Below are 19,997 nucleotides of genomic sequence, written 5' to 3'. Positions count from 1 at the left end.
TTGGAGGAAAAATTAATGGATCCTGATAAAATTATTACTGGCCTGACAAACGAACTGGCTGTTGAACTGAAAACAATATCCAAAACAAAAGATATTAATGAAAAGGAGGCTCATAGCCGGATTATAAAAAATTTATGTCAATCTCTGGGGGTCTTTTTTGATTTAATGAGCGAAATGATGCCTTATGACCACGATGATGATGATTTAGATAACGAAGATATTCCGTTTTAATTGATACCAATTATTTTTTTCTTGACTTCATTAAATTTATATATAATAAATTCACTTTAATTAAAGTGAATAATTTAATGATAAATTTTACCAGCCGACTACTAGTCCTTCTTCTTATCGAGGAGGTGGTTCTTAACACCTCCGGGCGACGGGGCTCTTAGTGGCATAGTATTCATAAGCGAAAACAAAAGCCGTTATCAGCCCCTGCCGGGCAGATAACGGCTTTTTTCATTTTATCCAACATAATAAAGGGGAAGAACATGGCAATCAAAAAAAACGAAACCGGAACATGGATACTGGACCGGACTCAGATTCCAGGCCAGGAGAGGCAGGAAGTTGAAATCTTTGATACGACCCTGAGGGATGGTGAGCAAGGCGGGGTAACCTTTAAAGGCGATTCAAAATTAAGAATTGCCCGGTTTCTGGCAAACACGGGAGTGAGTACCATAGAGGTTGGGTTTCCCAGCTCAACCCCTTTGGAATTCGATACGGTCAAACAGATTGCCGATACCGTGGAAGGCCCCCATATCTGCGGACTGACCACCATGGATCTTGAAAATATCAAGCGGACATGGCAGGCCCTGGAAAATAATCCCAAGCCCACGATCCACGTGTTCACCCTGAATATTGACGAGGCATCCATCCGCGCATATAAAGCAGATCCCAATGAGCAAATTAAAAAAGCATCCCGGGCAGTTGCCTATGCAAAGCAGTTGACAGGCGGTAAAGGCCGGGTGGAATTCTCGGCCCAGAACACCATCCTGGCCTTGTCCCAGTCTCTGAACCCGGAGCATAGTTTTCTGCAGGAGTATATTTCCAAAATCTATGGCCATGCGATTAAGGCAGGCGCAGACGTGATCAACATTCCCCATACCGTGGCCAAGGGAATTGAAATTGAAATCCAGGAAGCCATCCGGTACTTTAAGATGCTCGTGGAGGGCACGGATGAGGTGATGCTCAGTTTCCACGCCCACAATGATTTCGGCGTCAGTGTCGCAGATACCCTTGCAGCCGTTGAGCAGGGAGTCAGGCAGGTGGAAGGCACCTGGTACTCCCTGGGTGAAAGGGCAGGCAATACGCCGTTGGAGCAGGTGATCATGAATCTTTGCTTGAAACCTTCCTACAACCGCAAATACTTTACCGCCTTTAAACTTGAAAAAACCAATGCCGTGGCAAGGTTCATTGAAAGGGAAAGCTTCATTCCCATTCCCTACAATGCGCCGGGAATCGGACCCAATGCCCTGCGCCACGGGTCAGGGGTCCATTCCGACGGAGACGAAAAGGGCAAGGCCATTGGGGAGAATATTTACCTGCCCTGCTCACCCGAAGATATCGGCTGGACAGGCAACACCCACCAGATCACCAAACTGACGGGTGTGACCGGTGTCACGGCCAGGCTTGAGGAGTTGGGATACGAATTTGAAAAAGCCTTTGTCCGGGAACATATCATGCCCGTGATCAAATCCCGGGACATCACATATGGGGACAAGGAACTGCGTATGATCGCGGATGAGTTCAGATACACAGGCAAAGACCATATCGAATTTGTGGATTACGCGTTCAACAAATTTGCCAACTCCATTATCCGCCAGGCGCAGGTGGTACTGGTGGTTGATGGTGAAAAAAAGATCGGCGAGGCCTTCATGGGCAAAAACGGTCCCATCAATGCGGTATTCAGTGCCATTGATGATGTCCTGGAACTTGGTGAAAAAAAACCTAAACTCGTGGTTTATGAGCCCAGCAACCGTGGACGGACCCACTCTTCGGCTGCAGAAGCATTGGTTGTACTCTGCGGCAACGGCAATGAAGTTAACTATAATCTGTCTGCCCCGGTCTGGGTGGGTAAGGCCGAGGATGATGACACCATAACGGCCTCTGCCAAATCCTATGTCCAGGCGTTAAGCCGGTTTATGACGGACATGAAAGAAAAGAACGGAACCGATAAAAATTAACAGATAAAGGGAAAAAATGGCTGGAAAAATGCTTCGGGTAGCACTTATCGGATGCGGTCGGATTGCCGTCAAACACATCATGGCCATAACAAAAAAAAACAGCGGTCTTTTGCTCTGTGCCGTGTCAGACAGAACCTCCGGGGCTTTCGACAGGTTGTTTGATTTCTGTAAACTGTCGGGCAAAACAAAAAATCAAATAAGAAATACCGTAAACACATATACGGATTATCAACAGATGCTTCAAAAGGAAAAACCTGATATCACCTCAATAACGGCGCCATCAGGGCTGCACTATTCCATGGCAAAAGCGGCGATGCTCAGCGGATCTCATATCCTTCTTGAAAAACCCATGAGCATGAAAGCAAGCCAGGCCAAGGAACTGTTTGATCTTTCCGAACAAAAAAACAGACGAATTGCCATGGGGCATATCTTCCGTTATTTTCCCTTTGTCAAAAATCTGCAAAAAGATGTTGCTGCCGGACGGTTCGGCAAAATCAGTCACGGATCGGCAATTGTGCGTTGGGGACACGATCAGGCATATTATGATCAGACCGCCTGGCGCGGCACATGGAAAAACGACGGCGGCGTGCTGATGAACCAGTGTATTCACGCAATTGATCTTATCTGCTGGCTTATGAACGGCCAGGCCACTGCGGCAAACGCAATGCTTGGAAAACGCTTTCATCACATGGAAGCAGAAGATATCGCCCTTGGGATACTCAAACTTGACAACGGCGCGCTGTGCCAGATCGAAGGGACAACCAACTCACCTTCCCGCGAGCACGAGGCGTCGTTCTACCTGCTTGGAGAAAAGGGGGCCTTCCGTATGGGGATTCGGCGGGGTAAGCCATATTTTGATATCAGGATCAACGGTAAAAAGAAAAATTTCGAATATGCCATGAAAGAAATCCGGTCAAGGGGCCTTTCCGGCCTGCGCTCCCTGACCAATCCCCATGCCGCAATATATGCCGACCTAAGAGATGCCGTTCTTAACCAAAAATCTCCCATTGCCGATGCACGATCAGGTATGACATCTGTTGAATCTGTTCTGGCGTTATACCTGTCGGCAAAGGAAAAAAGGCAGATAGAGATCCCCCTTGCAACCGATTTTTCATCCCAAGAGATGTCGGAATATATTTTTGGGGAATAAAAGACGCGGTTATTCTCTTTATACATCAAATGCAAAAGTCCTCGCCATTCTTCCTTCGTTTAGATTTGCGGTTAAAAGATCAGCCCCTGTTCCAGGGCAATCAGTTTTTCCTTGATGGCCAGGCCGTGGGCAAATCCGGTGAGGTTGCCGTCGGCCCCCACCACCCGGTGGCAGGGGATGATGAGGGGGATGGGGTTTTTCCCGTTGGCCGCCCCCACTGCCCTGGCAGCCTTTGGGTTGCCCAGTTTTTTGGCGATGTCACCGTAACTGGCCAGGCTGTTGTAGGGGATGGTGCGCAACTGCGCCCAGACGGTTTTCTGAAATTCAGTGCCTGCCGGGTTTAAGGAGACCTCAAAGACCTCTCTTTTACCCGCCAGATATTCCAGGATTTGGGATTGGGCATCCTTGAAAAATTCCGGCTTTAATTCCCAAGCGTTCCGAATCTCAAACTCACGGCTACCCTCGCCGGTGTTGAGGTGAAGAAGGGCAAGCCCCTTTTCGTCTCCGGCCAAGGTGATCTCGCAGAACCGGGTGTTGAATTTTGTATAATACATAAATTGCTCCAAACAAACTTACAGACTCAAAGCTGCGGGCATTGCATATTATACCTGTTTTCTGGTATTAAATATCTATGACTGAAAAAAAATCATCCGTATTTCATACGCAGCATTAATAACACATGACAGGCCTATCATCCTTTGCCTCAAAATTTAAAGACCAGGTGCTTGATACCATCCGGGAACACGGCATGGTTTCCCCTGGACACAGTGTATTGATAGGCATTTCGGGCGGTCCTGACTCCATTGCCCTGGCACAGGTTTTAACAAGTTTAAAAAAAAGCCTGGACATCCGCATAGGCCTGGCTCATCTCAATCACATGCTTCGGGGCAGCCATGCCCTGGCTGATGAGGCCTTTGTCCGTGAGTTTGCCCGGGCACACAACCTTGACCTGGTCGTTGAAACAAAAAATGTGGCAGAACTTTCGAAAAAGCAACGGCTCTGTGTTGAAGAGGCCGGCAGAAATGCCAGGTATGAATTTTTTACGCGGATAGCCTGTGAAAAAGGTTTTCAGCGCGTTGCTCTGGGCCATAACCGGGATGACAATATAGAACAGGTTTTAATGAATCTTGTCCGGGGGACCGGTCCCCTTGGGCTTCGGGGGATTCCGCCGGTCAGGCAGGAAAAATTTATACGTCCTTTGATCCGGATGCCCAGGGCCGACATCCTGGCATTTCTTAATGAGATACACCAGGCGTATAGGGTTGACGGGTCCAATGAGGACACATCCTACCTTCGCAATCGAATCCGCCATTGTCTGATCCCCTTTCTTGAAAAGGAGTTCAATCCCGACATTAAAGCCGGACTGGAGCGGCTATCCGGCATCATCGGACCGGAAGATGATTTTCTGGACCGGATGGCCCGAACGGCCCTGGACAAAGCAACAACCGGAAGGGAAAAAAATCAGATTGATTTGTCCATACCAACGATTACCGAACTCGACCGGGCCCTGGGTGCCCGGGTCATCCGTGCAGCACTGTTGTCAATAAAACAGAATTTAAGACGAATTTCCAACACCCATATCCGGGATATCCTTTGCTTTGCAGGTAAAAAAGGAGATTCAGGAAAGAGTCTGGACCTTCCCGGCCAACTTCGGGTATACAGATACAGGAATATTCTGCGTATAAAAAAGGAAGAAACAGCGCTGCGGACACTTGGCAGGCATCTTAAGACCCGTCGGTATCAAAATGGACAACCGGACGAAAACCCCGCTGCTGACCCTTGTATAAAATAAATTTATGTTTATATATATCCATTAATGTTTTTAGCTAAACCTAAGAGAGGAAAGACATTGAATCAATTATATAAAAATATCTCCCTTTGGCTGGTAATTGTCCTGATGATGGTCATGCTTTACAATATTTTCAACCAGCAGCAGGGCACCCAGTCAGACATCGGCTATTCAGAATTTTTATCCCTTGTGGAAGACGGTCGGATTCAAAGTGTGGTGATCCAGGGGCGGGATCTGATCATTACCGATAACACTGGTGCAAGGTTCAACAGCTATGCCCCGGAGGATGCCCAACTCATTGAAACCCTGCGTAAAAGCCAAGTGGCCATCAAAGCCAAGCCACCGGCTGAATCGTCCTGGTTTATGTCAATTATCGTTTCCTGGCTACCTATGATTGTGCTCATAGGGGTATGGATTTTTTTCATGCGTCAGATGCAGGGCGGTGGCGGCGGGGGAAAAGCCCTGTCTTTTGGAAAAAGTCGGGCCAGGCTCATGGATGACAAGGGGGAGAAGGTAACCTTTGCCAATGTCCAGGGCATTGATGAGGCCAAGGAAGAACTCACCGAGGTGGTGGACTTTCTGAAAAACCCCAATAAATATACTCGGCTGGGCGGCCGTATCCCCAAGGGTGTGCTTTTGATGGGCAATCCAGGTACCGGCAAAACCCTGCTTTCCAGGGCCGTGGCAGGGGAAGCGGGCGTTCCGTTTTTCACCATTTCCGGATCTGATTTTGTTGAAATGTTTGTGGGTGTCGGTGCATCCCGGGTCCGGGATCTGTTTGCCCAGGGCAAGAAAAACGCCCCGTGTATTATATTTATTGACGAAATTGATGCCGTGGGTCGCCAGCGGGGCGCAGGCCTTGGCGGCGGGCACGATGAACGGGAACAGACCTTGAACCAGCTTTTAGTGGAGATGGACGGGTTTGAATCCAATGAAGGGGTTATTCTCATGGCAGCCACCAACCGGGCCGATGTTCTGGACCCGGCACTCCTGCGCCCGGGTCGGTTTGACCGGCAGGTGGTGGTGGATATGCCCGACATCAAAGGTCGTGAAGGCATTTTGCGGGTACACATGAAAAAAAGTCCCCTGGCCAATGATGTGAACCCGACCATTCTGGCCAAAGGGACGCCTGGTTTTTCCGGTGCAGACCTGGAAAACTTGTGCAATGAGGCAGCCCTTCTGGCAGCCAAGCGCAACCATGAAAAACTGTCCATGCGTGATTTTGAAGATGCCAAGGACAAAGTTTACATGGGGCTCGAACGAAAATCCAAGGTAATCAAGGAAGATGAAAAAAAGACCACGGCCTACCACGAAGGCGGCCATGCTCTGGTGGCCCGCTTCCTGCCCAATACGGATACCGTGAATAAAATCACCATTATCCCCAGGGGAAGGGCTGCCGGGGTGACCTGGTTTCTGCCCGAAGAAGGGGATTTTAAATATAAGGACCAGCTTGAAAACGAACTGGCCATTGCCTTTGGCGGGCGTGTGGCCGAAGAGATCATATTCAAACGAATCTCCACCGGAGCCTCCAATGACATAAAGCAAGCCACAAAACTTGCCAACCGCATGGTCAGAAGTTTCGGCATGAGTGATTCCCTGGCACCGGTCTCCTATGAAGATCACGATGACAATATCTTCATCGGCAGGGAAATGACCCAGGCCAAAGGCTATTCCGAATCCACGGCCCAGAAAATAGACGACGAAGTGGCGGGCCTGATCACACGCGCATACAATACGGCCAAAACCATTTTAGAGGAGAATATCGACATCCTCCATGCCCTGACCGACCTTCTCATGGAAGAGGAAACAGTTATGGGGCCTGAACTTGATGATCTTATTGCAAGCCTTCGCCCGGATTTTGATTTCTTTGGACGCCGGAACATCCGGACTGAAGAGGAGCCCCCGACACAAGATAAGCGCGATGATGTCAAGGATGATCATTCCGCAGACGATGCGCAGACACAGACAAAATCCCCTGATCCGCAGACGCCGGATTCCGAGGCTCGGATTGTTGACGTAGAGGCGACGAAGCAGAACCAGCCGGGCGAGCCTGATGACGCCAAGGAAAAAAAGGATTAGAGCATAGACAGAAAATCCGTGTTTGGACAGGCTCAATACGATAAAGCAGTGCATGCGCTCAAGATTGCCCGGATGCCGGATGGGTGACTTTACGTCCAAACACTAACCGGAGAATTTCCTTGACCACCACACCCTTTACACTTGAATTTGGCCGTTTCAAACTGGATTTGGGCCCAAGAGCCTGTATCATGGGTATCTTAAACACCACGCCGGATTCTTTTTCAGACGGGGGAAAATACACCAGCCTGGACAAAGCCCTGACCCGGGCACATGAGATGGTGGCGGCAGGAGCCCATATCCTGGACATCGGCGGAGAATCCTCCAGGCCGTTTTCCGAACCGGTGAGCGAGCAGGAAGAGCTGGATCGAACCATACCTGTCATTGAGGCCATTGCAAGCCGGATTGATATTCCCATCTCCATTGATACGGTGAAAGCCAAGGTGGCAAAAGAAGCCCTTGCCGCCGGTGGGTCCATCATCAATGACATCTCCGCCTTTGAAAAAGATCCCGGCATGCTGGATGTGGCTCTGGAGACCGGTGCGCCGGCCGTTCTCATGCACATGAAAGGCACACCGGAAACCATGCAGGTGAACCCGAGCTATGATGATCTCATGGGTGAAATCATCACCTATCTGCAAAAACGGGTTAATTTTGTGCTTGAAAAAGGCATGGCTCCCCAAAAAATTATCCTGGATCCGGGTATAGGGTTTGGTAAAACCGTTGCGCACAACCTTGTGTTGATCAAGGAGCTTCACCAGGTCACAGCCCTTGGGTATCCGGTGCTCATAGGACCGTCTAGAAAATCCTTTATCCAGAAAGTGCTGGGCAAGACCACCGGCAAAAAGATCGGATCCGGGGATGCAGGCACAGAATACGGGACCCTGGCTGCCTGTGCAGCTTCCCTGATGAACGGCGCACACATTATTCGGGTTCATGATGTTGAAACGGTGTGCGCATTCTCACACATCATTGACGCCATCAGGAATGCTTAAGCTCCGACAAATACCTTTGTTTTTCCGGGTGGCCGTCCCAATAGCTGTGGCGACTGCGGTGATTATGATTATTTTTTTCGCCTCCTGCACCCAGGAACATAGGCAAACAAACCTGCTCTTGCCTGTGGATTATGCCAATGTTCCCGATGATATGATTTTGACAAACTTTCACACGGACAAAATCGAAGTCAGGATAAAATGCCGCCCCAAACACATTGAAAAACTTTCAAAGAGAAGCCTGGTCTATCCTGCAGACATCTATACGGACCTGGCTTTTGACCCGGCAGGCGGCGCCGATGCCATTGAACCGGGCTCTTATCTGCTGCCTGTGGATAAAAACCGGATTCCTCTGGGACGTTCTGTTTCCATTGTTAACATCACCCCTTCTTCTTTAAGCATCCGCCTGGAAAAAAAAGTAACCCGGGTCTTCAAGGTGACGGTTCCGCTTATCGGAGAAACGGCCACGGGCTACATGGCGCTTTCACCGGAGTGTGAACCAGCCACAGTGGCTGTGACCGGCGCGGAATCTCTGATTAACCGGATTGAACCGCTCACCACCAAACCCGTGGACCTGAGCAATGCCAATGAAAATTTTAAAAAGGAAGTCGCCCTGGACCTTGGACAGCCTGAATTTTTCACGGCGGCCCAATCCATAGTTGTGGTGTCTGTGCAGATTCAGCCGCTCACCGGGACCCGGACCATTGAGCAGATTCCAATAGAACTTCAAAACCGGCCCGGGAAAAAAATCAGCATTGAACCCTCAACCATTTCTATTGATCTTAAAGGTCCCCAGGAAACGTTGAACAACACGAACCTGGCCGACAAAATTTATGCGTTCATGGATCTTAAAGGACTCAAAACCGGGGTGTATGCCCGACACGCCTGCATTAACATCCCCGTGGAACTGGTCATGACCAATGCCTCTCCCCGGGTATTTACCGTTAAAATTGAATAGACCTCGAGGTTGCCTAAAAAATTTATAAAATAAGGATAAAACAACTTGGAATCAAAAGGAAAAAACATGTTGTTGGTCATTGATGTGGGCAATACCAATACGGTGATCGGCGTTTACGAAAACGAAACATTGACTCAGGACTGGCGTATCAGAACCATCAGGGAAACCACGACCGATGAATTCAATATCCTGGCCCGGGCTTTGTTTGCCGACAAAGGCATCCAGCTCACGGACATCACAAAAATTGTCATATCCTCCGTGGTTCCGTCGTCCGTGAGGATATTAAACGCTTTTTGCCAGCAGTATCTGGGTATTACACCATTGTGGATCAATCCGGCATCCGTAAAAAAGCTGATGCCCATTCTCTATTCCAATCCCAACGAGGTCGGCGCAGACCGTATTGTCAATGCCGTAGCAGCCTATGCAAAACATAAAAAGGCACTGATTGTAATTGATTTCGGCACTGCCACCACCTTTGACGCCATCTCGGAAAAAGGCCAATTCCTTGGCGGCGCTATCTGCCCCGGTGTAATGATCTCATCCGAAGCACTTTTCCAGAGGGCATCCCGCCTGCCCCGGGTGGAAATTTTCAAAGCACCGGAAAGGGTAATCGGCGATGACACCATTGAAAGCATCAAGTCCGGTATTATCTACGGCAACGCTGCCATGGTGGACGGTATGGTGGACCGGATGAAACAGGAAATGGAAAACACACCCATAATCATTGCCACGGGCGGACTTGCCCCGCTCATTGCCGAAGTATCCAATGCCATTGAATCCGTGGACTTAGCCCTGACCCTGGATGGTCTTAAAATCATCAGCCGGGCAATGTAATGTATCCGATCCTTTAATCTTTCAAGGGTATCCTAAAATAAAAGGTTCTCGATAAATCAATGGCAATCAAAAAAACAGTTGTGGTGTGGATCACTCTTGTTTCGTCTCTTTTTGCTCTGGCGGCCGGCGGGTCCGCAGCTCAGGAGAATGCCGTGCTTCACGCGCCATTGGAACATATTGACAGAAAACCCGTTGTTTTTGCTATGAATAATCTTGGGAGTGATATCTATAAACGGACCATGGAGTTAATTTATAAGGAAGCCTTTTCCAGGTTGGGTTATACTTTTGCCTACAATCTGTATCCGTTGAAACGCTCCCTTGGGGAATCCAATGCCGGTCGTATTGATGGAGAATGTGCAAGGGGCTGGCTGCCCCCGGCTGTACAGAAAAAATATCCCAATCTGATACAGGTAAGAGAACCCATTTGGGAAAGCCGGATCTGTGTCTATTCCATGAATCCTGATATCCGTGTGAATGAATGGCAGGACTTAAAAAAATATGAAAATATCGTTATCGGATTCAGTAAAGGCGGCGGCTATCTTGACCGGATGATTCGCCAGTATGGTTCGGGCTCCCAAACCTTCTACGGCGCATTGAATTGTACCCAGGGCCTGCGGATGCTTGCATCCAAAAGAATCGGCATGTTTCTGGGAGTTGAGGACGCCATTGGCAGCATTCTCAATGAAGCGGAATTCAGGCAGAAGACTATATACAATGCCGGTTCCGTAGATACCCTGCCCCTTTATCCCTATCTGAACAAAAAGTATGCTCACCTGGCAAAGCCTTTGGCATCGGTACTGAAACAGATGAAAAAAGAACAAATAGTTGACCAATATATTCTCAGGTCCCAGAAGGAAGTATTTGCACCGGCCCGGAAAATAACGATAAGTACAGGGCTTATGCCCCCTCAAAAACCGTCTCCGGATTTAAACCCCTCTTTTTTCAACAAAGTCGCAGAGGTCGTGACCCGGGCATTTGCACTGGAAAACTACCAGGTCTCTTTTATTTTCAGATCCAGGCTCAGCGCCTTTAATATGGCAAAGGAGAGGCTGGTTGACGGCACAATGCTCTGGAGAAAAACCAAAAGCCGGAATAACCATTTCTATTTCAGCAACCCCCTGATTACCGCAGAGATTGTTTTTTTTCATCTGAAATCAAAAAGTTTCGACTGGCAGCAACTTGACGATCTGAGTAGTTACCGGGCAGGCATCGTTGCAGGGATGCAGTATGAGGACCTTTTTGATGCCGCAATTTTTTCAGGCCAACTTTTGTCCCTGACAGCAAAGGATGAGACAGGCAATTTCAACAAACTGCTTTCAGGTGAAATTGATTATACACCTGTTATTTTAGAAAGCGGGTATGACACCATAAGAGAAATCTTTCCCAAAAAAACAGCGGCATTGTTCACTCACCACCAGAAACCTTTGATACGGCAAAATTTTTACCTGCTTTTATCAAAACAGATAAAAGAAAATCAAAAAGTCATTACTGATTTTAACCAAGGGCTCTACCACCTTGAAAAAATGGATAGAAGCGACGTAAAACAATTTCAACAGTCTGCACCATAGGTTGCCAGATAGGTTTCGATCGTTACTTTCATTTGGTCATCCATAACTATTTTGCCATCTATTTCCCGATTGTGCAGAAAATCAATAATTTCCCGTATGGTAACAATGGCAAAAATGGGAATGCCAAGGGTCTCTGACACCTCTTCCAGGGCATTTTTATCTGTTTTTCCCTTTTCCTGGCGGTTCACGCTGATGATAATACCGCAAACCTGGGGATTGCTGCATCCTTTTAGAACTTCCAGGGATTCCCGGATGGCTTTGCCCGAGGTGATGACATCATCCACCAGGACCAGCCGGGTGTCGGAGGTCAGGGACATACCCACCACAGCACTTTTGTCGGCATAAGTTTTGGCCTCCTTGCGGTTGAATACATACCCTTTGTCAATGCCCATGTCAGCCAGGGCACAGGCGGCCGTAATGCACAAAGGAATCCCCTTGTAGGCAGGGCCGTAAATTCCGTGAAAATCTTCTTTAAAATGAGCGTTAATGGCCCTGGCATAATAGGTGCCCAGTTTTTTAATCTTTGAACCGGTGTCAAACATGCCGGTATTAATAAAATAGGGGGCAAGTCTGCCGCTTTTCAGTTCAAATTCTCCAAACTTCAGGGCATTGCACTGCACCAGAAACTCAATAAATTCCTCTTTATAATTCATGCTTCTTCCTTTTATTGGCAACGCCAGGTGGTATATTCATTTAACGGAACCGGTTTTCCGGTTTTTAACAGTGCCCGGGTATTAAAATCCGCCATGGTTCTCAACATCTTTGATTCAAATACCGGCCCGTCTTTACACACCACGGCATGACCACAGACACAGGCCCCGCATACCCCGAACCCGCATCTCATGTACCGTTCCAGGGAAACCTGGCAGGGGATGCCGTGGGCTTCACAGATATCAAACACCTTTGCCATCATGATTTCCGGGCCGCAGGCATAGACCATATCAAAAGCAGGGACGGAAGCAGCCGACAAATCTCTGATTTTCTGTTTTTTTATTTTTTCCATCAGGATATCCGTCACAAACCCTTTATACCCCTTTGATCCGTCATCGGTACAGATTTCGACCTTTGCCGTAAACCGGTCCGGGTAGAGCAGAAAAGATTTGGACCGGGCACCCTGGATCAGCACAATTTCAGGCCCGGTATCGGTCTGAAAGGCCTCAACAAGGGGCGCAAGGGGTGCCATACCGCAGCCGCCGGCCACAACGGCAATCCGTTTATACGCAACACCCATATTAAATCCATTACCAAAAGGTCCCCGGATACCGATTTTATCACCAGCCCCGAGTGATACGGCTTTTTTCGAAAAAATACCCTTTGCCTCCACGGTAATGCCGAAGCGGTCCGGAGTGTGATGGGAAATGGTATAGGGTTTTTCATCCACGCCGGGAATCCACACCATGACAAACTGGCCCGGTTTGAAGTCAATGGCCTGGTTAACATACAGGGTGGCAAACTCAGGACTGTGAACCTCCTTATCCGCCACCGTGACCATGGCGGGCAGCAGTTGTGTAATCATCGGACCTCCCTGTGGGCTGCACCCCGGATTTTTTCCATAGTGGTATCGTGGGCCGCCAGCCAGTCGCTGATCTCATTAGTAACTTTATCAAACACGGAGATTCCCCGGTATCGCACGGCCGTACCGATTCCCACAAGCGTAGCCCCTGCCATGATGATCTCTATGGCGTCTTTTCCCGTGCTGATGCCACCCAAGCCAATAATGGGAATGGATACTGCTTTAAAGATATCGTACACGCAGCGCACGGCAATGGGTTTGATCATGGGGCCGGAAAGCCCGCCCTTTTTAAAGGCAAGTACAGGAGAGCGGGACTCGATGTCAATAACCATGCCCGGCCCGGCCGTATTAATGGCGCAGATGGCATCGGCACCTGCATCCTCACACGCCTTTGCAATGCTTGCAATATCCGGGGCAGCCGGCGTCAACTTGGCAATGAGAGGGACATGAATCACCTTTTTAACCGCGGCAACAACATCATGGGAGGACTGGGCGTTAACCCCGAAAATCATGCCATGCTTATCTGAATTGGGACATGAGATATTCAGTTCAATAAAGTCCGGCCCTTTGGCGGATACAAACTCGGCCACCCGGACAAATTCGTCCACAGACCCGCCGTAAATGCTGGCGTTTATGGGGAAAGTCCGGCCTGACAGTTCCTGCCACTCCTCTTCCATGTTCAGGTAGCCTGGAGAGGGCAGGCCTACGGCATTAATCATGCCGTTGCCAAGATCAATGACCGTTGGATTCTTATGCCCTTCGCGGGGAGCAGGCCCAATGGACTTCATGGTGGGAAGCCCGCACCCGTTTTCCCAGACCCGCTCCAAGATGGCTTTGTTGTTGCCGAGTACGCCCGATGCCAGCACTATGGGCGTGTGAAGGATTTTGCCTAAAAACGTGGTTTGCATCAATATCCTTTAAAACTTGTCATAAAATATCATATCATCCTCCACACCCATCTCATGAAGGCTGTGAATAACGGAATTAATCATGGGCGGCGGCCCGCACAGGTAATACTCAATCTCAGCCGGATCTTCGTGAGTGCTTAAGTATGCATCCACAAGATAGGTGTTGATAAACCCGGTCTGTCCGGTCCAGTTGTCTTCCGCATCGGGATCGGACAGGGCCACATGGTAAGAAAAATTAGGATATTTTTCCACCAGTTCTTTAAAATCCTCATCATAAAACATCTCCTTTATAGATCTGGCGCCATACCAAAAGGAGATCCTGCGGCCGGAATGTATACCATCGAGCTGATGAAGAATATGGGAACGCAAAGGCGCCATGCCGGCACCCCCGCCGACAAAGCACATCTCCCGGTTCGTCTCCCTTGCCATAAATTCCCCGTAGGGACCGGATACCAGCACCCGGTCGCCGGGTTTAAGCCCGAATACATAAGAAGAACCAAATCCCGGGGGGATGCCTTCGGTGCCCGGCGGCGGGGTTGCAATACGTACGTTGAGCATGAGAGTCTCTTTGTCATGGGGGGGATTGGCCAGGGAATAAGCCCTGAATCCCGGTTTTATCCCTTTGGATGTCAGGGCTAAAAGATTATATTTTTTCCATTCGCTGACATACTTACTTGCGATATGAAAATCTTTAAAATTAACTTCATATTCGGGCACGTCAATCTGAATATAGGCTCCGGCCTTAAAGTCAAAGGGTTCAGCAGGACGCAGCACAAGTTCTTTGATAAACGTGGCCACATTTTTATTGGATATCACTTCGGCTTCTACCTTTTTAATGCCAAAAATGGATTCAGGCACCTCAATGGAAAGATCTTCCTTAACTTTGAGCTGACAGGAGAGACGGACACCGGCTGCCTTTTCCTTTCGGCTTAAATGCGACATCTCCGTGGGCAGCACGCTGCCGCCTCCCTCAAGGACCTTGCACCGGCACATTCCGCAGGAGCCGGATCCGCCGCAGGCCGAGGGCAGAAAAATCTCTTTGCCCGCCAGGGCAGACAAAAGCGTGGGATTGCCCGAAATTTTCAAGGCAGCGTCTGACTTGCCGTTGATGGTCACCCAATGATCCCCCCTGGTCGTAACTTTTGCTTCCACAAACAAAAGCACCACAACCAGAATACCGATAACAAAGGTGAATACTACAATACTTATAAGGTAAATCAATTCAAAGCCTCCTTATAAGGTGATGCCTGAAAACATCATAAACGTCATGGCCATAAGTCCGGCAATAATCATGGTAAACCCGAATCCCTGCAGACCTTCAGGCACATCTGAATACCGGGCCTTTTTTCGGATGGCCGCCATGGTGACAATGGCCAGCATCCAGCCGGTGCCCGAACCTGCCCCAAAGACAATGGATTCCATGAAGGTGTAATTGCGCTCCACCATGAAAAGACTGGTGCCTAAAATGGCACAGTTTACGGCAATCAGGGGCAAAAACACGCCCAGGGTGGCGTAAAGCCCGGGCGAATACCGGTCAATGACCATCTCCACGGCCTGGGTGATGGCGGCAATCACGGCAATAAAGGTAATGAATTTTAAAAAACTTAAGTCAAGATCGGAAAATCCCAGCCAGGACAAAGCACCCGGGGCCAGAAGCCCGTGATAGATTATCCAGTTGACCGGACTTGTGACGGACAACACAAAAATAACGGCAAACCCCAACCCTGCCGCAGTATCCACATTTTTGGACACGGCAATAAAGGAACACATCCCAAGAAAATAGGCCAGAAGGATGTTGCCGATGAAAACGGAATTGATAAACAGACTGAACAGATCGCCCATGAGTGCTCCTTATTTTTTTTGGCTTGATATGCCGGGCAAAGAATTCTTCAGCCACACCAGAAGGCCGATGACAAAAAAGGCGCCCGGGGCCAGCACCATCAGCCCCATGTTCTGGAAACCAAGGTCATATACAAATCCGGGCACCACCTGGAACCCCAGAAATTTTCCAGACCCCAGAAGCTCCCGGATAAAGGCCACCACAATAAGGATCAAACCATACCCCAGACCGTTGGCAATGCCGTCCACAAAAGAATCAATAGGATCATTGGCCAGGGCAAAGGCTTCGGCACGGCCTAAAACAATGCAGTTGGTAATGATCAGCCCCACAAAAATGGAGAGTTGTTTGGATATGTCATAAAAATAGGCTTTAAGCACCTGATCAGTAACGATCACCAGGGTGGAGATAACAGCCAGTTCCACAATGATCCGGATGTTGGAGGGGATGATCTTTCTCATGGAAGAGATGATCATGGACGAACAGGCCGTCACCACGGTCAGGGCCAGCGCCATGACAATGGCCGTGGACATTTTCACGGTCACGGCCAGGGCCGAACAGATTCCGAGTACCTGGTAAGCCACCGGGTTCTGGGTCCATACCCCCTTGGTCAGGATGTCGTAGTATTCACCTTTGGATTTGAGCGTCATGGTTCACCTTTTGCGGGTTTCAGTCATGGGATGGGTCCCCATCTTTAGCTTTCAATTGTTTTTGCCGGAAGGTAACCGATACCCCCTCGTACTTCATCAAGGTATTTTTGATCCCTTCGGACAGATACCTGCCGGTCAGGGTGGCCCCGGAAATACCGTCCACATAATTCTCCTGTTCACCCTTGGGCAGATTACCGGCCTTTCCTTTGGCAATGCCTATGGAGACAAATTTATCCTGGGAATTAAGAATCTTTTTGCCCTTGAAATTCTTTTGGAACCAGGCACTTTCGATTTCTCCGCCAAGGCCGGGGGTTTCAGAGTGGCTGAACACGGAAAAACCGGAAACGGTCTGTCCGTCATTTTCAAAGGCCAGGTATCCATGGATCTTTCCCCACAGCCCGCGGGTATTGATGGGCACGATATAGCCGGAAATGTCATTGAAATCATGACGATCCCCAGCCTCCTGTGCATGAATAAAATACAGATGCATGCCGTCGGGGTCTTCGGCGTCCATGATTATGCCCTGACGGTCCACAAACACTTCTGCAATGCGCCGGTTATAAAGGGTGTTAATGGTATCTTTCCCATATTTTTGACCCGCATCCACAAGGCCTGCGGCCCGCAACAGATTCACTTTTTTGTCCAGGGCCATGTTCTCCTGCTGCCGCTCCCTAAGACCTGTTGCCGCCGCCGTAATCAAAAGGCTGCACACCACGGACAAAACAAGGGCAAAAAAGGTCACATGGCGTTTTGAATTTTTTTCAAACATTGGGAATCCTTTTTGACGATTTGTACTTGAGCACCAGATGGTCCAGCAAAGGCGAAAACACGTTCATGAACAGAATGGCCAGCATCACCCCCTCCATGAACGCAGGATTACCCACCCGGATGATCACGGTTAAAAAACCAATGGCTGCCCCGAAAATCCATCGCCCCGGATTGGTGCCCGGCGCGGAGACCGGATCCGTGGCCATAAAGGATATACCGAACAAAAATCCGCCGGCGCACAAATGGTAAAGGGGACCGGCATTGGACCAGGTCTCCTTACCCCCGGGAATCAGGTAAATAATAATACTGGTGATGACAAGTCCTGCAATGCCGCCGATAATGATCCTGTAATTGGCAATACGGGTCACCATGAGAATGGCGGCACCAATCAGGCAGCAGAGAGCCGAGGTCTCCCCCACACTGCCCGGCACAAATCCTGTGAAAAGCTGCCCCAGGGAATAACCGGCATTGGAAAGGGCTGCGGTGATGGACTGCTCTCCTGCGCCTGTCACGGAAAGGGCCGTGGCCCCGGTCACGCCGTCTACCAGGTGTTTGCCCGCCACCCAGACATCCCCGGACATGGCGACCGGATAGGAAAAAAACAGAAAGGCCCGTCCGGTCAATGCCGGGTTAAGGATATTGCGCCCCGTACCACCAAACACCTCCTTACCGATAACCACACCAAAGGAGATACCAAGCGCCACCTGCCACAAGGGGATGGTAGGTGGCAGGGTCAAGGGAAAAAGCAGGCCCGTGACCAGGAGACCTTCGGATATCTTATGGCCGCGCACCACCGCAAAAAGAAACTCCCAGGCAAAGCCCACCACATAAGAAACGATGATCATGGGCAATACATACCAGGCACCTATAAGAAAGCATTTGGTCATGGACCAGGATTCCCCGGTACCGATGCCGGCCTGGTATCCGGCATTATATATCCCGAAAAAGGTCACCGGCAAAAGTGCCAGGATAACGATGCTCATGTAGCGTTTCAGATCCAGGTGATCCCGGACAAAGGGCATGACACGAATTTTGGCCGAAGGCAGAAAGAAAAATGTTTTTGTGGCGTCCCAGACAGGTTCATACTTTTTATACTTCCCGTCTCCAGTAAACAAGGGGCGTGTATCATCAAAAAACTTTTTCACAAGATTCTTCATTATTTGTCCTTGTAATAGGCGTCCATGGCGTCTGAAAGGATTTGGGTCAGTTCAATCTTGGAGGGGCAGGCAAACGAACACAACCCGCATTTGCAGCAGTCCATGAGCCCGAGCGCCAATGCTTCTTCAAGTTCTTGTGCATGCAGTGCCTTCATGATAAAGGAAGGCATAAGACCATTGGGGCAGATCCGTTCGCAATATGAACAATTAATGCAGGCCCGTGCTTCCCCGTGAAGGGTGCAATCCATTTTTGCCGGACGTCTGAACAGAGAAGAGAGAAACGTGGACGATAGGGTGGGTTTGTCAAGGCCGGGCCGGACAAAACCGAACATCTCTTCCCCGGGCCCCGCCTCAATGATATTAACCGTGTTTTCAAAAAAGCCGATATGGGCATCTTTTTCAAGAATCCGACCGTTGAACCGACCTGTGGTGGCAATACTTTGCACAGGTATTTGACCGGCCAGAGAAGATAAAGGCATGCCCTGCCGGACCCGCATATGGGGCCGCCGGTCCCCGGGCCGGGTAATGGTGACGATCTTGTCAACCGGATACCGACCGGAAAGTAAAAAGCGGCCCATCATGACCAGATGATCCAGGCGGATGCACCAGGAACTGTTCTCCGCCGCCTGTTGCTTGATCTGATAAAGTACGGCACCGGGCTGCCAGGCAGGATAAATGTCCGGGGCGGTATGGGTGATCTGATCCGCCACTGAACTGCCTATCTCCCGGATGCGTTCAACGCGGCTTGCCCGGCAGACCACGGCAAGTTGATGCGAAAATCTGCGCAAAACCGCCATGCCCGCTTCAAAGGCAGCAATGTTGCCTTTAAGGATTATGGCCGGATGCGGCGAAAAGAGGTCATTGCCGTCCATGGCCACAATAATCATGGCAGGGGAATGATCCGGATCGGCGACATCCAGGGCTGGAAACTGCCGCAGGCCCTGCCACAGGCCGCCATTTTTCAGGTTCGTCACAAGCGCATCGCGGGGCATGCCGACGATGCCCGCCAAGGTCACCGGATCATATTCAACATACTCATCTTCGGGCTCAGTTGCGATCACTACCTCCATCAGCCGTCGACGATGCCCGTAAACAACCTTTTCCACCCGGCCGGTTCCAGGGGAGACATATTGTATGCTTGTATCCCGCTTATCCGTAAACAGCGACTGGCCGGTTTTAACGCGCCAACCCTCTTTAATCAGCAATTTTGGCCGGATATGCGGTATGTCCGCGGCACAGCATCCCAGACTGGTCGGCAGGGCCAGGGGAACACAACTCAAATCGGGCTCTTCAGGCACATTCAGGTCAAATCCCCGGAAAATTTTTAATTTTTTCATTTAATTATCCCATGTTTGTTGCCGACAGTGAAGAGAATATAGATACTTTTTTCGAATGGACACAAATTTTTGACTCCCATCTTTTTTCAGATTTTTATTGTACCAGATACCGAAATAAGATCAAATGTATAAACATGATCCTTTTAAATTTAATACATTGATTATCTACGATCCATTTATAATTGACATGAAACTGCAGGCAGGTTAAATGCTATTGCCCTGGGGGTTCCTGGTTTATCCCTTGATTTTCCGACATAGAAAGAATAGAAGAGAAATC

The 19,997-nt window shown here is 49.4% G+C and carries 19 protein-coding genes; 9 read left to right on the top strand and 10 right to left on the bottom strand.

Going from position 1 to position 19,997, the window contains the following annotated elements; translation table 11 throughout:
- Nucleotides 1–15: 15 nt before the first annotated feature.
- The 3 genes from DESPODRAFT_RS01760 to DESPODRAFT_RS01750 all read left to right on the top strand — a co-directional run bounded on the left by DESPODRAFT_RS01760 (nucleotide 16) and on the right by DESPODRAFT_RS01750 (nucleotide 3,333).
- Entirely contained in the window at nucleotides 16–231 is a 216-nt protein-coding gene (locus DESPODRAFT_RS01760; RefSeq protein WP_004070886.1) for a hypothetical protein, read from the top strand.
- Between the two features lie 260 nt (nucleotides 232–491).
- Nucleotides 492–2,183, top strand: coding sequence for a hydroxymethylglutaryl-CoA lyase-like TIM-barrel protein (locus tag DESPODRAFT_RS01755; RefSeq protein WP_004070885.1), 1,692 nt, complete (start codon nucleotides 492–494; stop codon nucleotides 2,181–2,183).
- 16 nt (nucleotides 2,184–2,199) lie between these two features.
- The gene (locus tag DESPODRAFT_RS01750; RefSeq protein ID WP_004070884.1) at nucleotides 2,200–3,333 is read left to right on the top strand and encodes a Gfo/Idh/MocA family protein; all 1,134 of its coding nucleotides are present in this window, start codon (nucleotides 2,200–2,202) and stop codon (nucleotides 3,331–3,333) included.
- 71 nt (nucleotides 3,334–3,404) lie between these two features.
- Here the strand turns inward: DESPODRAFT_RS01750 and DESPODRAFT_RS01745 are convergent, their stop codons facing one another.
- Complete coding sequence (locus DESPODRAFT_RS01745; RefSeq protein ID WP_004070883.1) at nucleotides 3,405–3,887, bottom strand: methylated-DNA--[protein]-cysteine S-methyltransferase; 483 nt, start codon at nucleotides 3,885–3,887, stop codon at nucleotides 3,405–3,407.
- Between the two features lie 125 nt (nucleotides 3,888–4,012).
- On the opposite strand from DESPODRAFT_RS01745, the gene tilS reads away from it, so the two are divergent.
- The 6 genes from tilS to DESPODRAFT_RS01715 all read left to right on the top strand — a co-directional run bounded on the left by tilS (nucleotide 4,013) and on the right by DESPODRAFT_RS01715 (nucleotide 11,550).
- Complete coding sequence (gene tilS, locus DESPODRAFT_RS01740; RefSeq protein WP_004070882.1) at nucleotides 4,013–5,125, top strand: tRNA lysidine(34) synthetase TilS; 1,113 nt, start codon at nucleotides 4,013–4,015, stop codon at nucleotides 5,123–5,125.
- A 57-nt stretch (nucleotides 5,126–5,182) separates the two neighbouring features.
- Nucleotides 5,183–7,201, top strand: coding sequence for an ATP-dependent zinc metalloprotease FtsH (gene ftsH / locus DESPODRAFT_RS01735; protein ID WP_052314655.1), 2,019 nt, complete (start codon nucleotides 5,183–5,185; stop codon nucleotides 7,199–7,201).
- A gap of 119 nt (nucleotides 7,202–7,320) precedes the next feature.
- Nucleotides 7,321–8,193 (top strand): dihydropteroate synthase, encoded by an 873-nt coding sequence (gene folP, locus DESPODRAFT_RS01730; protein ID WP_004070879.1) that lies wholly within the window; start codon nucleotides 7,321–7,323, stop codon nucleotides 8,191–8,193.
- Nucleotides 8,194–8,257: 64 nt separating this feature from the next.
- Complete coding sequence (locus DESPODRAFT_RS01725) at nucleotides 8,258–9,148, top strand: CdaR family protein (protein ID WP_245531987.1); 891 nt, start codon at nucleotides 8,258–8,260, stop codon at nucleotides 9,146–9,148.
- A gap of 66 nt (nucleotides 9,149–9,214) precedes the next feature.
- A complete protein-coding gene (locus DESPODRAFT_RS01720; RefSeq protein ID WP_004070876.1) occupies nucleotides 9,215–9,982 on the top strand; it encodes a type III pantothenate kinase in 768 nt (255 codons plus the stop codon).
- Nucleotides 9,983–10,041: 59 nt separating this feature from the next.
- Entirely contained in the window at nucleotides 10,042–11,550 is a 1,509-nt protein-coding gene (locus DESPODRAFT_RS01715; protein WP_004070874.1) for a transporter substrate-binding domain-containing protein, read from the top strand.
- Here DESPODRAFT_RS01715 and pyrE read toward each other — a convergent pair.
- Genes pyrE through DESPODRAFT_RS01670 form a run of 9 tightly spaced genes read right to left on the bottom strand, consistent with a single transcriptional unit; the run spans nucleotide 11,532 to nucleotide 19,720 of the window.
- Nucleotides 11,532–12,203 (bottom strand): orotate phosphoribosyltransferase, encoded by a 672-nt coding sequence (pyrE, locus tag DESPODRAFT_RS01710; protein WP_004070872.1) that lies wholly within the window; start codon nucleotides 12,201–12,203, stop codon nucleotides 11,532–11,534. The genes DESPODRAFT_RS01715 and pyrE overlap by 19 nt on opposite strands.
- Before the next feature lie 11 nt (nucleotides 12,204–12,214).
- Nucleotides 12,215–13,066, bottom strand: coding sequence for a dihydroorotate dehydrogenase electron transfer subunit (locus DESPODRAFT_RS01705; protein WP_004070870.1), 852 nt, complete (start codon nucleotides 13,064–13,066; stop codon nucleotides 12,215–12,217).
- Nucleotides 13,063–13,971 (bottom strand): dihydroorotate dehydrogenase, encoded by a 909-nt coding sequence (locus DESPODRAFT_RS01700; RefSeq protein ID WP_004070868.1) that lies wholly within the window; start codon nucleotides 13,969–13,971, stop codon nucleotides 13,063–13,065. Before DESPODRAFT_RS01700 ends, DESPODRAFT_RS01705 begins: the two co-directional genes overlap by 4 nt.
- A gap of 9 nt (nucleotides 13,972–13,980) precedes the next feature.
- Entirely contained in the window at nucleotides 13,981–15,192 is a 1,212-nt protein-coding gene (gene nqrF, locus DESPODRAFT_RS01695; RefSeq protein WP_004070865.1) for an NADH:ubiquinone reductase (Na(+)-transporting) subunit F, read from the bottom strand.
- A gap of 12 nt (nucleotides 15,193–15,204) precedes the next feature.
- On the bottom strand, nucleotides 15,205–15,813 hold the full coding sequence (gene nqrE / locus DESPODRAFT_RS01690; protein ID WP_004070863.1) for an NADH:ubiquinone reductase (Na(+)-transporting) subunit E: 609 nt from the start codon (nucleotides 15,811–15,813) through the stop codon (nucleotides 15,205–15,207).
- A 9-nt stretch (nucleotides 15,814–15,822) separates the two neighbouring features.
- Nucleotides 15,823–16,458, bottom strand: a complete 636-nt coding sequence (locus tag DESPODRAFT_RS01685; protein ID WP_004070861.1) for an NADH:ubiquinone reductase (Na(+)-transporting) subunit D — start codon at nucleotides 16,456–16,458, stop codon at nucleotides 15,823–15,825.
- A gap of 19 nt (nucleotides 16,459–16,477) precedes the next feature.
- Nucleotides 16,478–17,227 (bottom strand): FMN-binding protein, encoded by a 750-nt coding sequence (locus DESPODRAFT_RS01680; RefSeq protein ID WP_004070859.1) that lies wholly within the window; start codon nucleotides 17,225–17,227, stop codon nucleotides 16,478–16,480.
- Entirely contained in the window at nucleotides 17,220–18,383 is a 1,164-nt protein-coding gene (locus DESPODRAFT_RS01675; RefSeq protein ID WP_004070857.1) for an NADH:ubiquinone reductase (Na(+)-transporting) subunit B, read from the bottom strand. The genes DESPODRAFT_RS01680 and DESPODRAFT_RS01675 overlap by 8 nt, the downstream gene beginning before the upstream one ends.
- Complete coding sequence (locus DESPODRAFT_RS01670; RefSeq protein WP_004070855.1) at nucleotides 18,383–19,720, bottom strand: 4Fe-4S dicluster domain-containing protein; 1,338 nt, start codon at nucleotides 19,718–19,720, stop codon at nucleotides 18,383–18,385. The genes DESPODRAFT_RS01675 and DESPODRAFT_RS01670 overlap by 1 nt, the downstream gene beginning before the upstream one ends.
- Nucleotides 19,721–19,997: the final 277 nt, after the last annotated feature.

It is taken from the genome of Desulfobacter postgatei 2ac9, assembly GCF_000233695.2.
GTDB classification, from domain to species: Bacteria; Desulfobacterota; Desulfobacteria; order Desulfobacterales; family Desulfobacteraceae; genus Desulfobacter; species Desulfobacter postgatei.
This window is presented reverse-complemented; position numbering and strand designations above follow the sequence as displayed.

What these genes read in the sequence shown, in the direction of transcription:
- DESPODRAFT_RS01760 (WP_004070886.1), top strand. Translation starts at nt 16, where the DNA reads ATGGATCCTGATAAAATTATTACTGGCCTGACAAACGAACTGGCTGTT.
- DESPODRAFT_RS01755 (WP_004070885.1), top strand. Translation starts at nt 492, where the DNA reads ATGGCAATCAAAAAAAACGAAACCGGAACATGGATACTGGACCGGACT.
- DESPODRAFT_RS01750 (WP_004070884.1), top strand. Translation starts at nt 2,200, where the DNA reads ATGGCTGGAAAAATGCTTCGGGTAGCACTTATCGGATGCGGTCGGATT.
- DESPODRAFT_RS01745 (WP_004070883.1), bottom strand. Translation starts at nt 3,887, where the DNA reads ATGTATTATACAAAATTCAACACCCGGTTCTGCGAGATCACCTTGGCC.
- tilS (WP_004070882.1), top strand. Translation starts at nt 4,013, where the DNA reads ATGACAGGCCTATCATCCTTTGCCTCAAAATTTAAAGACCAGGTGCTT.
- DESPODRAFT_RS01725 (WP_245531987.1), top strand. Translation starts at nt 8,258, where the DNA reads ATGATTATTTTTTTCGCCTCCTGCACCCAGGAACATAGGCAAACAAAC.
- DESPODRAFT_RS01720 (WP_004070876.1), top strand. Translation starts at nt 9,215, where the DNA reads ATGTTGTTGGTCATTGATGTGGGCAATACCAATACGGTGATCGGCGTT.
- DESPODRAFT_RS01715 (WP_004070874.1), top strand. Translation starts at nt 10,042, where the DNA reads ATGGCAATCAAAAAAACAGTTGTGGTGTGGATCACTCTTGTTTCGTCT.
- pyrE (WP_004070872.1), bottom strand. Translation starts at nt 12,203, where the DNA reads ATGAATTATAAAGAGGAATTTATTGAGTTTCTGGTGCAGTGCAATGCC.
- DESPODRAFT_RS01705 (WP_004070870.1), bottom strand. Translation starts at nt 13,066, where the DNA reads ATGATTACACAACTGCTGCCCGCCATGGTCACGGTGGCGGATAAGGAG.
- DESPODRAFT_RS01700 (WP_004070868.1), bottom strand. Translation starts at nt 13,971, where the DNA reads ATGCAAACCACGTTTTTAGGCAAAATCCTTCACACGCCCATAGTGCTG.
- nqrE (WP_004070863.1), bottom strand. Translation starts at nt 15,813, where the DNA reads ATGGGCGATCTGTTCAGTCTGTTTATCAATTCCGTTTTCATCGGCAAC.
- DESPODRAFT_RS01685 (WP_004070861.1), bottom strand. Translation starts at nt 16,458, where the DNA reads ATGACGCTCAAATCCAAAGGTGAATACTACGACATCCTGACCAAGGGG.
- DESPODRAFT_RS01680 (WP_004070859.1), bottom strand. Translation starts at nt 17,227, where the DNA reads ATGTTTGAAAAAAATTCAAAACGCCATGTGACCTTTTTTGCCCTTGTT.
- DESPODRAFT_RS01675 (WP_004070857.1), bottom strand. Translation starts at nt 18,383, where the DNA reads ATGAAGAATCTTGTGAAAAAGTTTTTTGATGATACACGCCCCTTGTTT.
- DESPODRAFT_RS01670 (WP_004070855.1), bottom strand. Translation starts at nt 19,720, where the DNA reads ATGAAAAAATTAAAAATTTTCCGGGGATTTGACCTGAATGTGCCTGAA.